General features: G+C 62.5%; 9 protein-coding genes. 4 read left to right on the top strand and 5 right to left on the bottom strand.

Annotated elements, in window-relative coordinates:
* The first annotated feature begins 46 nt into the window (after window positions 1-46).
* The gene (locus tag H7E91_RS05805; RefSeq protein WP_182354156.1) at window positions 47-4,393 is read left to right on the top strand and encodes an acyl-CoA dehydratase activase-related protein; all 4,347 of its coding nucleotides are present in this window, start codon (window positions 47-49) and stop codon (window positions 4,391-4,393) included.
* Between the two features lie 80 nt (window positions 4,394-4,473).
* Here the strand turns inward: H7E91_RS05805 and H7E91_RS05800 are convergent, their stop codons facing one another.
* The 3 genes from H7E91_RS05800 to pta form a co-directional block, all read right to left on the bottom strand.
* On the bottom strand, window positions 4,474-5,619 hold the full coding sequence (locus H7E91_RS05800; protein ID WP_182354155.1) for an acyl-CoA dehydrogenase family protein: 1,146 nt from the start codon (window positions 5,617-5,619) through the stop codon (window positions 4,474-4,476).
* A gap of 140 nt (window positions 5,620-5,759) precedes the next feature.
* The gene (locus H7E91_RS05795) at window positions 5,760-6,944 is read right to left on the bottom strand and encodes an acetate/propionate family kinase (RefSeq protein ID WP_182354154.1); all 1,185 of its coding nucleotides are present in this window, start codon (window positions 6,942-6,944) and stop codon (window positions 5,760-5,762) included.
* Window positions 6,941-8,533: a phosphate acetyltransferase gene (gene pta / locus H7E91_RS05790; protein WP_338401749.1), complete on the bottom strand. Its 1,593-nt coding sequence runs from the start codon at window positions 8,531-8,533 to the stop codon at window positions 6,941-6,943. Before pta ends, H7E91_RS05795 begins: the two co-directional genes overlap by 4 nt.
* 100 nt (window positions 8,534-8,633) lie before the next feature.
* Between pta and H7E91_RS05785 the strand changes: the two genes are divergently transcribed.
* Window positions 8,634-9,509, top strand: a complete 876-nt coding sequence (locus H7E91_RS05785; RefSeq protein ID WP_182354153.1) for an SURF1 family protein — start codon at window positions 8,634-8,636, stop codon at window positions 9,507-9,509.
* A gap of 155 nt (window positions 9,510-9,664) precedes the next feature.
* On the opposite strand, the gene H7E91_RS05780 is transcribed toward H7E91_RS05785, so the two are convergent.
* Window positions 9,665-11,410, bottom strand: coding sequence for an ABC transporter ATP-binding protein (locus tag H7E91_RS05780; RefSeq protein WP_182354152.1), 1,746 nt, complete (start codon window positions 11,408-11,410; stop codon window positions 9,665-9,667).
* Window positions 11,407-13,263 carry an ABC transporter transmembrane domain-containing protein gene (locus H7E91_RS05775; protein WP_182354151.1) on the bottom strand — a complete coding sequence of 619 codons (1,857 nt, stop codon included), beginning with the start codon at window positions 13,261-13,263 and terminating at the stop codon, window positions 11,407-11,409. Before H7E91_RS05775 ends, H7E91_RS05780 begins: the two co-directional genes overlap by 4 nt.
* 96 nt (window positions 13,264-13,359) lie before the next feature.
* Here H7E91_RS05775 and H7E91_RS05770 point away from each other — a divergent pair, with 96 nt between their 5' ends.
* Together H7E91_RS05770 and guaA are read left to right on the top strand one after the other, a co-directional pair.
* On the top strand, window positions 13,360-13,827 hold the full coding sequence (locus tag H7E91_RS05770) for a DUF3817 domain-containing protein (RefSeq protein WP_206680363.1): 468 nt from the start codon (window positions 13,360-13,362) through the stop codon (window positions 13,825-13,827).
* Window positions 13,828-13,833: 6 nt separating this feature from the next.
* Window positions 13,834-15,372: a glutamine-hydrolyzing GMP synthase gene (guaA, locus tag H7E91_RS05765; RefSeq protein ID WP_182354150.1), complete on the top strand. Its 1,539-nt coding sequence runs from the start codon at window positions 13,834-13,836 to the stop codon at window positions 15,370-15,372.
* The last annotated feature ends 232 nt before the right edge of the window (window positions 15,373-15,604 follow it).

Genomic DNA, 15,604 nt, shown 5'->3' with positions numbered 1-15,604 from the left:
AAAGTATAGTCCGCTGCCGTTAGCGTGATGAACGGAGGGATGTGTCATGACTGATCTCAAGCTCGGAATCGATGTCGGCTCGACCACGGTCAAGGCTGTGGTATGGGACGGCCGACGGATGCTCTTCGAGGACTACCGGCGCCATAATGCTGACGTGCGGGCCGAATTGGCGAAGCTCCTGCAGGATGTGAGCCGGGAGCTTGGCGACCTCCCCATCCAGGCAGCCTTCACCGGTTCGGGCGGGATGCAGCTCGCGGAGCAACTTGACCTTCCGTTCGTTCAGGAGGTCATCGGGCAGACCGAAGTGACCCGTAGGCGACACCCCGACATCGATGTCATCATTGAGCTCGGCGGTGAGGACGCAAAGCTCACCTACCTTCATCCGACTCCTGAGCAGCGGATGAACGGCACATGCGCGGGCGGCACCGGGGCTTTCATCGATCAGATGGCATGGCTTCTCGCGACAGACGCGGCCGGTCTCAACGACTTGGCGTCCCGTTACACCGAGCTCTATCCCATCGCATCGCGGTGCGGTGTCTTCGCGAAGACGGACGTGCAACCGCTCCTCAACCAGGGCGTGCCCCATGAGGACATCGCTGCCTCCGTCTTCCAGGCGGTCGCGCTTCAGACGGTTGCCGGCCTCGCGGCTGGACGCCCGATCCGCGGTAGCGTCATGCTTCTTGGGGGACCGCTTCACTTCATGCCCGAACTACGCGAAGCGTTTCGCCGTGTCCTCGACAAGGTCGAGACCTTTACCGCGCCGGTACATGCCCAACTCTACGTCGCGATCGGCGCCGCCCTCCTAGCCGACGGCCGAACGACCCGGATCAGTGACCTTCTTGATCGAATGCTGACGCTCGACACTTCCGGGCTGACATCGCATCGGCTGAGGCCGCTCTTCACAGACCGACAGGAGAAGGAGGACTTCGACCGTCGGCATGCCCAGTCGGTCATTCCGACGAAGGCGATGGCCGACGCTCGAGGAGCGTGCTATCTCGGCATCGACGCCGGGTCGACGACGATTAAGGCTGTCCTCATCGACGAGGACGATGCCATCCTCTTTACCCACTACGCCTCGAACGAGGGAGATCCGGTAACCGCGGCCGTCGACATCGTCCGACGGATTCAGAGAGAGCTACCTCCAGAGCTGACAATCAACCGGTCGTGTGCAACCGGCTACGGCGAGGGCATCGTCAAAACGGCGCTCGGCCTCGACGACGGCGAAGTTGAGACAATGGCGCACTATCGGGCCGCGGACCACATGATGCCTGGGGTCGACTCGGTCATCGACATCGGTGGTCAGGACATGAAATATCTGACAATCAAGAATGGTGCCGTCGACTCCATCTCCGTCAACGAGGCCTGCTCGTCGGGGTGCGGGTCCTTCCTCCAAACCTTCGCACAGACGATGGGGCAGAGCATCGATGGTTTTGCCAAAGCAGCGACCGAGGCGGCCGCCCCTGTCGACTTGGGTACCCGATGCACGGTGTTCATGAACTCCTCCGTGAAGTCGGTCCAGAAGGAGGGTGCCGCGGTCGCCGACATTGCGGCCGGACTGTCCTACTCGGTCGTCCGCAACGCCCTTTATAAGGTCATCAAGCTCGCAAGCCCCGAAGATCTCGGGGAAAAGGTCGTCGTTCAGGGCGGCACCTTCCTCAACGATGCGGTCCTGCGGGCGTTCGAGCTACTGACCGGGCGTGAGGTCGTCCGCCCGAACATGGCCGGACTCATGGGTGGCTACGGCGCCGCGCTCACCGCGAAGCGGAATGATGACGGCTCGCCCGGACCGCACGTGCTACCCCTCGAGGAGCTAGAGAATCTCAGCGTCGACACGTCGACGAAGGTGTGCAGACTCTGTCAAAACCACTGCAAGATGACGATCAGCGACTTCTCGACCGGCCAGCGCCACGTCTCGGGTAATCGCTGCGATCGAGGTGCCTCGCTCGAGAGGCGACCTCCGAAATCGCCGATCCCCAACATGGTCGACTGGAAGTACAAGCGGACATTCGGCTACCGCAGGCTGACCGAAGCGAAAGCGCATCGCGGTGATATCGGCATTCCGCGCGTGCTCGGAATGTACGAGAACTATCCTTTCTGGTTCACGGTGCTGACCGCTCTCGGCTTTCGGGTCATGCTGTCCGGCCGGTCGAGCCACGACCTGTTTGAGCAGGGGATGGAGTCAATCCCGTCGGAGAATGTCTGCTATCCGGCGAAGCTCGCTCACGGACACGTCGAGTCGCTCCTCGACAAGGGTGTGACGACGATCTTCTATCCGTGTGTGTCCTACGAGAAGGAGACATCACCCGGCCAGGACAACACGTTCAACTGCCCGATCGTTGCCACCTATCCCGAGGTGCTCCGCACCAACTTGGAGAGGCTCGCAAGCGCGGATGTCACCTTCATCTCGCCGTTCCTCTCTCTCGCAGACAGGAAGCTCCTGCCAACACGGTTGGCGCAGGTTTTTGCCGGGTTCGGAGTTACAGAATATGAGGCTCGGGCGGCGTGTGACGCCGGGTGGGAGGAAGATGCCGCGTACCGGCAGGACATCCTCGACAAGGGCCAGGAAACGCTGGACTATATCGCCGCGCGCGGCATCCGCGGCATCGTCCTCGCGGGCAGGCCCTACCATCTCGACCCGGAGATCAACCACGGAATACCTGATCTCATTATCGGGTTGGGCATGGCGGTCCTGACCGAGGATGCGCTGGTGCCCGGCGATCTCGAACGCCCTCTGCGGGTCCGAGACCAGTGGGCGTACCACTCGCGTCTTTACGAGGCGGCGTCGACTGTTGGGAACGCACCGAACCTCCAGCTCGTCCAGCTCACCTCGTTCGGGTGCGGGCTCGATGCCGTCACGTCCGATCAGGTATTGGAGCTTCTCGAGGCGAAGGGCGACGTCTACACAGGTTTGAAGATTGACGAGATCTCCAACCTGGGTGCGGCCCGCATCAGGCTCCGCTCGCTCGCGGCTGCGGCCGACGAGCGGATAGAGTCGGCGAGCATCTCCACCCGCCCGCAGGAGAGCGCCCCGACAGATCCGAACCACGAGAGATACCCGGCGGTCGAGTTCACGAAGGAGATGAAGAAGGAGTTCACGATCCTCGCGCCGCAAATGGCGCCCATCCATTTCCGACTGCTCGCGCCCGCTTTACGACGGGCGGGCTATAGAGTCAGACTGCTTGAGCACGCGTCCCGCGACAGTATCGAGACGGGTCTGAGCCACGTTCACAACGATGCCTGCTATCCCGCCATCGTCGTCATCGGCCAGCTCATTTCTCAGTTCGCGAATGGCATCGCGGACCCCGAATCGACGGCCGTCATCATCACGCAGACGGGAGGGATGTGCCGCGCGACCAACTACGCCGCCCTCCTCCGGAAAGGGCTTGGGGATGCTGGCTACCCGCAGGTGCCCGTCATCGCCGCCTCCGCTCAGGGAATCGAGGAGAACTCAGGCTTCACGCTGACGCTCCCCCTCATCCACCGCCTTCTCCAGGCGACGACGGTCGGTGACGTTCTGCAGAAAGTGCTACTACGCACCCGGCCCTACGAGATCAACGGCAACGCCACCGCACTGTACGAGCGGTGGGACGCGATTGCACGCGAGTTCTTCGAGACAGGACAGTCGGCAACACTCGGTCGCCGCCTCACGTTCCCGAGACTCGTCCGGCACATCGTTCGCGAGTTCGACAAACTGCCCCTTGAGAACGTCCCCCGAAAACCCAGGGTCGGAATCGTCGGCGAGATTCTCGTTCAATACCACCCGGATGCCAACAACAACGCGGTTGGCACGGTCGAGGCCGAAGGATGTGAAGCGGAGCTACCATCCCTTGCGCAGTTCTTCCACAACTCACTCGCGACCGCTCAGTGGAAGCACGACACCCTCGGCTCCCTTACGCAGAAGCAGGCGAACACTCACAAAATCGGACTATGGATCTTGCAACAGTATGAAAAAGTTGCCCGTGGCGCCTTCTCCGATTCTGAGCGATTCGAGGCGGGCGCGACGATTCAGGAGCTACGCGAGAAGGCACAGGAGATCGTCTCTCTCGGCAATCAGGCGGGGGAGGGTTGGTACCTCGTGGCTGACATGATGGACATGATTGAACGCGGTTGCCCGAACATCATCTGCGCCCAGCCGTTCGCCTGCCTGCCAAACCACGTCGTTGGACGCGGCATGTTTCGCGCCCTTCGGAATCATTACGACACGGCGAACATCGTCTCGATCGACTACGACGCAGGCGCCTCACCCGTCAACCAGCTCAACCGAATCAAGCTCATGATCTCGACCGCCTTCCTCGGACACGATCCGGACGAGTCGTCGGAGGCTACGACGTCGACCGCGGTCCCGCTCGGCATGCCGAGCCTGCGCGCTGGCGCCGGGGGTCGGCCGGCTTAAGTGCACAAATCTGTTCCGCCTCGTGTGGGAGGGCGAGAGCAGAAACCCGAATCGGGTACTGCCTCGATCTATCGAAGCACTTAGCCGGTGACGGGACCGAGAACGACGTTTGCCCAGGAAGAGTGGAGTGATTCCTGGTCAGAGGGCTGGAACAGCCCGGCGAGAACGTCCCGATAGAGACGCGAGAGTTCGTTCGAGTTCGAGTAGGAGGAACCGCCGGTCGACCGGATCGCCTGCTCCACCGCATGGAGCGATGCTTCCGAGGCCGCGTTTTTTGCGGCTGACAATTGCGGGTACCAGAGGTCGCCTCGATCCCGCCCGTCATCAAGGTCACGCGCGGCAAGCGTGACCTCGGCCGATGCCGAGTTCAGCCGCAGCGCGGCACTTGCGAGCCGCCACCTGATATCGGGATCATTCGCGTAGACGTCCCCGTGCAGGACGGAACGTCGAGTCTTGACCTTCTCGGCGGCCACCTCGACAGCCCGGTTGCCGATTCCAAGATACGTGGCAGCGAGGAACACCTCGAAATAGGCGAAGATACCGAAGATGACGGGCTCTTTCGAGGGGCCGGGAGCCACCCGTTGGAGCACGTGCTCTGCGGGTGCGTGAGCACCCTCGAGGATCGTCGAGTTCGACTGTGTTCCCCTCATGCCGAGCGTGTTCCAGTCATCCTTGATCGTGAAGCCGCCGCGCTCGCGGTCGAGGATCGCGAACACCGAGTGAGGGCCGTCCTCGCCCGACTCGTCCCTGCCGAATGTCATGAGCTTCGTCCACACGGGCGACAGGGAGGTGAAGACCTTGAGGCCGTGGAACGAGTAGCCGCCCTGACCGTCCGGGCGCGCCTCGGTCGTTGAACCGAACAGGACCAGATCGTTGCCTGGCTCCGAAATTCCGAACGCGAAGATCTCCCCTTGTGCCGCGCCGTCGAGGATCTGCCGGCCAGAATCGAGGCCGTTTGCTACGAGATGACGACCGAGCCCGACGATGATGTGGTGCATGTTGACCCCGAGTGCTGTCGCGGGGGCGGCCTGCGCGAGGCGGGTCTGTTCGGCACACAGCTGTTCGGCAGTAAGTCCCGCCCCACCGAACTCGGTCGGCACGAAAGCGGTGAGATAACGAGCGTCCGTGAGCTCGCGGAGATCCTGGTAGGGGAACGTGTTCTCGCGGTCCACCTCATTGGCGCGCGAGCGGATGCGGTGGAGGAGGTCGGAACTCAAGAAGGTCACGATGACAACTTTCTACTCGTGCGGACCATCTCACTCTATCGACACCGGAAGGCGCTACGACGGCGCCGATAGCGAACAGTGGAGTGGAGATAGGTGACGATGCTGCCGAATGACCACCCGACATCCGGCAGCATCGCGTATTAGGAGAGGGTCGCGACGACGTCCATTGTCTGGCGTGCGATCGCGAGCTCCTCATTAGTCGGGATGACAAGCACGGTGACGGATGAATCCGCGGTTGTAATTGCCCGGATGTTGTCACCGCGGACAGCATTGACCTCAGGATCGATCTTGACGCCGAAGGGGGCGAGGCGTTCGAGCACCTCGGCGCGCAGCCGGTCGTCGTTCTCGCCGATGCCAGCCGTGAACGCGATGACGTCGAGTCCTCCCATGACGGCCGCGTACGAGCCGATGTATTTGACGAGGCGGTGGACATAGATGTCGAGTGCCTCGCGGGCGTTCTCATCACCACTGTCCGCCATGTCCCACACGGCCCTCATGTCGTTTTCCCCGGCCAGGCCCTTGACTCCCGACTTCTTGTTGAAGAGGTCGTCGAGCTCGTCGATGCTCATGCCAGCAACTCTGCTGAGGTGGAAAATGACGGCGGGGTCGATGTCACCCGTGCGGGTGCCCATGACGAGGCCTTCAAGTGGCGTCAAACCCATCGACGTGTCAACTGCTTCCCCGTTAACGACCGCGGAGACGGACGCGCCGTTGCCGAGATGGAGGACGATTTGTTTGAGATCCTCACGTCCGATCCACTCCGACGCCTTGTGCGAAACGTACTGATGCGAGGTGCCGTGTGCACCGTAACGACGCACGCCGTACCTGTCTGCAACCTCGCGGTTGAGGGCATAACGAGCCGCCTCTTCGGGCAGGGTCTGAAAGAACGCCGTGTCGAACACGACGACGTGCGGCACATCGAGCAGCTCGCGAGCGACGTCGATACCGCGGAGGTTCGCCGGGTTGTGAAGCGGCGCGAGCGGGGCAAGCTCCTCGATAAGATCACGCACGTCTTCGGTGATAAGGGCGGGCCCATTGAAGTTGTCGCCGCCCTGGACGACGCGGTGGCCGACGGCGACGATGCCAGCCTCGGCCAGGCTCGGACCGACGCTGTCGAACAGGTCGAGGACGAACCGCAGTCCCTCCCCGTGGTCGGCCAGCCTCTGCTCGTACTCGTGCTTCTCCCCGTCGTAAGTGTGCTTGACCCGGCTCGTCGACTCACCAATTTGCTCGACCAGGCCGACAGCGATCGCTTCGCCAGATTCCGGATCGACGAGCTGGTACTTGATGGAGGATGAGCCGGAGTTGATGACGAGGACGGTCACGTGGTCTGCCTTTCGAACTGGGTCTGTGCCTGGATGGCGGTGATGGCGATGGTGTTGACGATGTCATCCACGAGCGCACCACGAGAAAGATCGTTGACGGGCTTATTGAGACCCTGAAGGATCGGGCCGACCGCGACAACACCGGACGAGCGCTGGACCGCCTTGTATCCGATGTTTCCCGCGTTGAGGTTCGGGAAGATGAAGACATTAGCTTTGCCGGCGACCGGAGAGTCCGGCATTTTCTTCCGTGCCACTGCGGGATCGACGGCCGCGTCATACTGAATGGGGCCTTCAATGAGGAGGGTCGGGTTTTTCTCCTTTGCGAGGCGCGTCGCCAGGGCGACTGCTTCAACGTCAGCTCCCGCGCCGGAGGCGCCGGTGGAGTAGGAGAGCATGGCAATGCGGGGATCAACGCCGAACTGCATCGCCGTCTCAGCTGAGGTGACAGCGATGTCGGCGAGCTGCTCGGGTGTTGGATTCGTGTTGACGGCGCAGTCGCCGTAAACGAGCACCCGATCGGCCATGAGCATGAGGAACACCGAAGAGACGATGGACGTGTCCGGTTTCGTCTTGATGATTTGGAATGACGGAATGATGGTTTCAGCCGTCGTGTGAGTAGCGCCCGCGACCATGCCGTCCGCGTCTCCCATATGAACCATCATCGTCGCGAAGTACGATGCCGTCTTGAGCTTCTCACGCGCCTGCTCTTCCGTCATGCCCTTCGACTTGCGGAGCCTAACGAGCTCAGGAACATAGCGATCGAGGTGGGCCGGGTCGGATGCGTCGACAAAGCGGGCTGATTCAAGGGAGTAACCGCGCTCAGCAGCACGCGCGAGCACGTCGTCCCGCGAACCGAGGAGGACGATGTCGGCGACGTCGTTGCTGAGAATGATCGAGGCAGCCTGAAGCACGCGATCGTCCTCGGATTCGGGAAGAACGATCGTGCGCCGGTCTGTTCGTGCCCGTTCCATGAGTTCGGTTTGGAACATGAAGGGAGGACGAAGCGCGGGCTCTTCTCGAAACGCGTCGAGGACCCGTTCGTCGACACCATCTGTGAAGACGAGCATTGACGGGTGATCCTCTGCGATCTCCGACTCGATGTCGTCCGGGGCGTTGACGACAAACACGGAGTTGACGGTGACTCGCGAGCCGGACATCTCTGCCGTCGCAAGATCGACGTACCCAGTGAGGCGATCTGCGCTACGGCGGGAACCATCAACGACGAGACCGACGGTCGAGCCGAGATTTGCGGCCGTGCGGCCCGAGCGGGCGATAAGGCCGGGGTTGACCGGATCGCCCTCGGTGTGACCGATGATGAGGACGGCATCGTAATCGAGTGCCTTCTTACGGTAGGCGCGGATGATCGTGTTGAGGGAAGAGGCCTCGTCCTCGAAGTAGTGATCTCGGGTTGTGCCATGCCACGCCCCGAACTCCTTGACGATGCGGTCGTCTTCGGGTGCGCCGTTCACGTAGGGGCGGAACACGCCGACGTTCTCGTAGGCGTCACCCAGCACCTTCAAGATCTCGTGAGCGATGCCGATTCCCCCTGTCGTCTGCTCGGTCGATGTGAGATAGAGAGAGTCAGTCACGACGTTGTTCCTTCCCGAAAACGCTCCAGTACTCAATCATTATCAGCCATAAGGCCTGGGGGAGGGGGAGGTAGCGCCAAATGTGACATAGAATCTAGCCATGGAAACGGACAGCCGCGGAAACATCTGGATCCGCGAAGCGCTGACCCCGCGGATGATTGTCCTCTTCATCATCCTCGCCTTCGCCGCCGGGCTCTGCATCCGCCTCGGCTACTGGCAGCTCGAGCGTGCGACATCCCGCGGCGCGGACCGCGTTATCGCCCAGCACGAGGAGAGACTCGGAGAGCCTGCGCAGCCGCTCCACGAGGTTCTCGGGCTACAAACGACAATGACCGCCGATGAGTACGCCCGGCCCGTCTATGTGACGGGAAGATTCGCTGACCAGCTCCGCGTCGTCGATCGCTCCGTTGGCGGCGAGAACGCCGACCTCATCCTCACTCAGCTCGTTCTCACCGAGGGCCCAGATAAGGGAGGGAACGTGCCCGTTGTCCGAGGGTGGGTTCCGGCGGGTGAGGATCTCCCCCCGGCACCGACCGGCACGCAGACCGTCTTCGGGTATCTCTCTGGACCGGAGGACTCGATAGGCGGCCTGACCGAGACGACAGCGCTCTCCATCTCTGCAGCTGAGCTTGTCAACGCGTGGGGGAGCCCCATCCTCTCTGGCTACATCGTCCAGTTCACTGTCGCAGCCGCCCCGAGCGCGATCGCGAACGGCTCCGCCATCGACATTTCTCAACGTCAGGAGATCTCCGACGGCGTTCGCCACGCCCCTCCGCCCAAGCCCGTCGAAGACGGTGGCTTCAACCTGCAAAACGCCGCCTACGCAATCGAGTGGGTGATCTTCGCCGGGTTTGCTCTCTTCATCTGGTTCCGAATCCTCCGCGGTGCCGTTATGCGCCGACGCGAGGACGAGCTTTTGGAGCAGTGGGCTGACGAGTTCGCTGGCGCGAACTCGTCACAAGACGCGACGAGATAACGCCCGGAAGCCAGTTCGTCGAAGTCACCCATTGCTCGAGTCCGCTGGACGCTCTGACCTTCCCGGATCAGCCCGATTCGCACGTGGGGACTAGCGCGACCCCTATCTCCTCCACGGCCTGTCCGCACGGAGGAGGGAGAATAACCGAGTGCGCCTTAGCGTTCCCCGTGCCACGTCTCCCAGAGCTTGGCGTAGGGCCCGCCCGCATGAACGAGTTCATCGTGGGATCCGAGCTCCCGAATAACGCCGTCTTCGATAACAGCGACGCGATCGGCGTCATGCGCCGTGTAGAGGCGGTGGGCGATCGCGACGACGGTGCGCCCGTCCAGCACCGCAGACAGGCTTGCTTCAAGCGTCCTTGCCGATCGTGGATCGATGAGGGACGTTGCCTCGTCGAGGACGACCGTGTGCGGGTCGAGAAGAACGAGACGGGCGAGCGCAAGCTGCTGCGCCTGCGCGGGATTGAGAACGAGCGCTCCTGAGCCAACCTGCGTCCGAATCCCGTCCGGCATCGACGCGACCCAGCTGAGGGCGTTAACCGAGGCGAGGACGGACATGAGTTCGTCATCGTCGGCGTTCGGCTTCGCGAGCCGCAGATTATCGGCCACCGTGCCAACAAACACGTGATGCTCCTGGGTGACGAGGGCGACCTGACTACGAAGCTCGTCTTCACTTAGGTCGACAAGGGACACCCCGCCGACTGTTACCGTCCCGCCGGTCGGAGGATGAATGCCGGCAAGCATTCTGCCGAAGGTCGACTTGCCAGCTCCGGACGGGCCGACAATGGCGAGCCGCTCACCCGGGATCAGCTCAAGAGTAATCCCGTGCAGAACATCTCGTCCCTCCCTGTAGGCGTACCGCACGTCTTTCGCGACGATCCTGTCGTCAGCTGGCTGGGCGCCCGACGGTACACGGTCGTTCTCGACGAGCCGGACACCGACGATACGGGCGAGCGACACGGACGCGACCTGGAGCTCGTCGAGCCACATGAGGAACTCGGTGACCGGGTTGCGAAGTTGGGCGGTGTAGAGAGCAACGGTTGTCACCATCCCTATCGTGGCGTAGCCGACGCCGACGAGATGGGCGCCCCACACGACCGCGGCCGCGGTCGGCATCGCGCAGCCGAAGATGAGGAAGAAGAAGAGTTCCATCCGCAGCTTTGTCGCGCGGACGTTCGCATCCCACGCATCCCCCATGAGGACGGACTTCATGCGAGCCCGCCGAGCAGTTCCCAAATCCATGGCGTCGATCGTGCCGACAAAATCGACCGATTCCGCGACGACAGAGTTAAGGGTCGCCCATGCTTGGGCCTCCCAGAGGTACGTTGCCCGGGCACGGGTGAGGTACCGGTGTGCGGATATGACGATGAAGGGCACTCCGAGGATGAAGGCGAGCGACACGAGCGGCGACGCCACAACCGCCATCGCCACCGTCACGATGATCGTGATCGCGGAGGTAATAAGGGCGGGAAGGCCGAACCGGATGACCCACTGGATCCGGTCAACATCGTTCGTCGTGCGGGACAGCAGGTCGCCCGTCCCAGCCGATTCAACAGTCGACAGAGGAAGGGTTGTCACGGTGTCGAGGAACTCCTCGCGTACCTCGGCGAAGACCTGTTCGCCGAGCACTCTCGTCCGCAACTGAACCTCCCGGGTGAGGAAGGCATAGACGAGGTACGACAGAACGACGATGAGAGCGGCACCGTTGATGTAGCTGCGTGTTGTTCCCGTAGCGACAGCGTCAATAATGAGGCCAACAATGTAGGGCACGGCGAGCGCGCTCACCGACGCGAGGGCATGAATGATGACGATGGCGATGAAGCGCCACCGATGCCGGGAGAAGATCTCCCTCGCGTACCTCACAACATCGCGGTTGTCCGCGATGGGAAGGACCTGGTTCATTCCTCCACCCCTGACTGTCGCGTGATGACCCACTCATAGCGTTGGGCTGCGGGATCGCCGTTGCGTGCGCGCGCAAGGAGCTCCGAATGCGAACCCCGAACGACCTCGTGGCCGCCTTCGATGAGGACAACCTCGTCGGCTCTGTCAAGCATGAGAGGCGATCCGGTTGTAAGGACCGTGGTCCGGCCCGCCCGGCGCTCGCGGAGCCGCTCGGCGATCCTGTCCTCCGTGTGGGAGTCGACCGCCGATGTGGGTTCTACGAGAATGAGGACACGGGGTGCGTCGACGAGTGACCGGGCAAGAGCGACGCGCTGGCGCTGGCCACCCGACAGGGAACGCGCCTTCTCCGTCACCTCACCAGAGAGCGAGTTGTCGAGAGATGAGAGCACATCATGCCCGTCCGTCGCCGCGAGGGCGTCAAGCAGGTGCTGGTCGCGTTCCTCATCGGGATGGAAAGGCTTGACTGCGGAGGCGCCGTAGATGAGGGCTCTTGCCTCGACAAGCGGACGGTCTGCGACGTCATAGGGACGCTTCGCATCGATGACGGCTCGCAACTGTCCGCCGAATAGTTCGGGCGTCGCCCGTGCGAGCATGATGTTCTGTCGCACGGTGGAGATCGGTAGCGTTCGGATGTCGATGCCGGACACCGTGACATCAGCTTCGGAATCGTCGATACGGGCGAGCCGCTCCGCGAGAGCAGCCGCATCCTCGGGTGTGCTTGAGACGATCGCCGTCGTGATCCCAGGAGTGATCGTCACACCGGTCCGGATGTCAACGAGCGGCCCGTCAAACGGGTCCTCAGACGGGCCCGTGTGCAGTTCGCCGTCCTCGGCGGCGATGCGTTCGTCGAGCGTTCCTGAAATCGGATCGATCCGCATGACATTGAAGATCTTGCGGGCACCGACCCGGGCGCGACCGAACTGGGTGATGACCATCATGACGATCTGGAGCGGACGCACAAGGTAGATCGTCAAACCGAACAGGGCTGTGAACTGGCCGATCGTGAGGTCCCCGTCCATTGTCAACAGCGCGCCCTGCCACATGACGAACGCCGTGAACACGCCGGGGATAAGGATCTGAAGCCCGTCGATCCACGACTGGAGCCTGGCGACCTCGTTGCCTGCCTGGCGGACCCGCTGGGACTGTTCGGCGTAACGGGCTGCGAACTGCGCTTCGCCGCCGATGCCGCGCAACACGCGAAGGCCGGCAACGGTGTCGGTGCCGAGCGAGGTCAGCTTCCCCTGCTCGTCACGCTGCTTTTGCTGGCGGCTTTGCAGGGGCTTGATGAGAAGGGCGGCGGCTGCCGTGATGACAGGTACGCCGATGAGGACGACAAGGCCGAGGGTCGTGTGCTGAAGAAGGAGGATGACAGCGACGGTGGCAAACGCCATGACAGAGCCGATGAGCCGCGGGGTTACCTCGACGAGGTTGCCGACGTGCTCGGAGTCGCTCATCGTCGTTGCGACGACCTCACCGGTTGAACGGTGGCGCAGAATAGCTGGGCCGGAGCGGGTGACGTGGCCGTGGACCTGATTGATCGAGCGCATGGCGGTGCGGAGCCACAGGAGGACTTCGACGCCATGGCCGTATGCCATCGTGAGTGACTGAATAAGAGCGAGCAACGTGAGCCAGCCAGCGATGATCCAGATTGCCGATGTGGCGCCTCTCTCCATTCCCGCGTCGAGGGCGATGCCGAGCACGACCGGTGTGAGCGCACCAATAACCTCCTGGATCGAACGGGAAACGACGCTGAGTGTCATCTCTGATCGTGAGGAGGTATAGAAATCGGTCATAATCGCCCGAGGGCGGCCGCCGGGAAGCGGCTTATCGACAACGCGGGGGAACGAAAACACCAGGACAGCATAGTGCACCCGGAGGGTGTCGGCCATGGCTCGCAGGGCGTCGTAGAATGGGCGAGGACCACTAACGCCGAGTGAAGGATTGACAGCGTGGCCGCATCTTTGCCCGACCCGACAGACGAGGACATCAGCCAGGCAGCCCTCGTGCGTGCCAACTCGGAGACGAAGGCGAACCTTTCGCTCTCGTTCTATAGGCTCATGGCCTATGTGACTGGAGCGTGGCTCCTTCTCCTCGTCGTAGAGATGGTGCTCAAGTACATCATCGACGTCAACGGTGATCACGCCCCCGTGCTTGGTACCTGGATCGCGATCGTCCACGGCATGATCTACGTTGTTTATGTCGTCGCCGTTTTCAACCTGTGGTCCGTCATGAGGTGGGGCTTCGGCCGCATGGTCTATCTCGTTATCGCCGGTGTCGTCCCCGTTCTGTCCTTCATCCTTGAACGCAGAGCCACCCACTGGTTCAGGGAGGACCTGCCAGCCGTCCTCGACGCTGCTGAGGGCCGTGCCCTCCGCCGAGCACAGATCTCGCGCCTTAAGTCCGAGCGCGGAAAGTAGGAGAACATGGATCATCAGACCGTTTACGTCGTCGACAACGGTGCCCAGTATGCCCAGCTCATCGCCCGAAGAGTGCGCGAGGCAGGCTTCTACTCCGAGATCGTGCCGCACTCCATCACCGCCGAGAACATCCTCTCTCGGAAGCCAGCCGCACTCATTCTCTCCGGAGGGCCGGCCTCAGTTTACGAGGACGGCGCACCTCGGCTTGACCCCGAGATCCTCGAGGCTGGCGTGCCGGTGCTCGGCATCTGCTACGGCTTCCAGTCGATGGCAGATGCACTCGGTGGCACAGTCGACAAGACCGGTGAGCGCGAATACGGCAATACTGACATCGAGTTGATGGGTGGACTGCTCGGGCAGGGTGCCGCCACGGTGTGGATGAGCCACGGGGACGCCGTCTCTGTCGCCCCCGAAGGTTTCACCGTCACCGCAACGTCGGCCGGGTCGCCCGTTGCAGCATTTGAGGATCCTGCCCGCCGTCTTTACGGCGTTCAGTGGCACCCGGAGGTCCGGCACACCCCCGGCGGCCAGGCCCTCATCGAACGTTTCCTCCACGAGGGCGCGGGACTCACCGCAAACTGGTCGACCGGAAGCATCATCGACGAGCAGGTCAGCCGGATCAAAGCCCAAATCGGCCAAGAGAAAGTCATCTGTGCGCTTTCCGGCGGAGTCGATTCCGCGGTCGCCGCAGCGCTCGTTCAGAAGGCGGTCGGCGATCAGCTCACGTGTGTCTTCGTCGATCACGGATTGCTACGCGCTGGCGAGCGAGCCCAGGTTGAACGCGACTTCGTCGCAGCAACCGGCGTGCGACTTATCACCCTCGACGACTCGGCGATCTTCCTTGACGCCCTCATCGGTGTCACCGAGCCCGAAGAGAAGAGGAAGATCATCGGCCGGGAGTTCATCAGATCTTTCGAACGTGCCGCGCGGCTCGTCTCCGAGGAGGAGGGTAGCGTCAAATTCCTTGTTCAGGGAACGCTGTACCCCGACGTCGTCGAGTCTGGCGGGGGAGAGGGCGCTGCGAACATCAAGTCGCACCACAACGTGGGCGGACTCCCCGACGACCTCGAGTTCGAGCTGTGCGAGCCGCTGAGGGAGCTCTTCAAAGATGAGGTCCGAGCCGTTGGTCGAGACCTCGGCATCCCGGAGGCGATCGTCGGCCGCCAGCCGTTCCCCGGCCCGGGCCTTGGTATCCGCATCATCGGTGAGGTCACCCGTGACCGACTCGATATTCTCCGCCGAGCCGACTTTATCGTCCGTGAGGAGCTCACCGCTGCCGGCCTCGACTCCGAGATTTGGCAGTGTCCCGTCGTCCTTCTCGCTGACGTTCGCTCTGTCGGCGTCCAGGGCGATCAGCGCACATATGGCCATCCGATCGTTCTACGCCCTGTCTCTTCGGAGGACGCGATGACGGCCGATTGGTCGCGCCTTCCCTACGATGTCATCGCCCGAATCTCCAGCCGGATCACAAACTCGGTCGCTGACGTCAATCGTGTTGTCGTCGACGTGACGTCGAAACCGCCCGGCACAATCGAGTGGGAGTAGCGCCGCTACCTCACCCGGACCGCCCCCGTGACGTCAGCGCGGGGGCGGTTCCGCGTCTATGCCTGGCAGCGCGACCATCCTCTAAGCCGATTGTCGCGGTTAGCGCAATCGACAAGACGTGAGTGGAAGCGGAGTGCCGACGCGCGAGCCTCTCGCCGAATAATGATAGATACCGGGTTTGGCCGCCAGCTCGGGCCAGGAGCGTTCGGTTAGGCGAGAGGTTACATAGATT

Origin of the sequence: Flaviflexus huanghaiensis, from assembly GCF_014118685.1 — a bacterium.
GTDB classification, from domain to species: Bacteria; Actinomycetota; Actinomycetes; order Actinomycetales; family Actinomycetaceae; genus Flaviflexus; species Flaviflexus huanghaiensis.
Note: the sequence above shows the minus strand (reverse complement) of the source record. Positions and strands in the feature narration are given on the sequence as shown.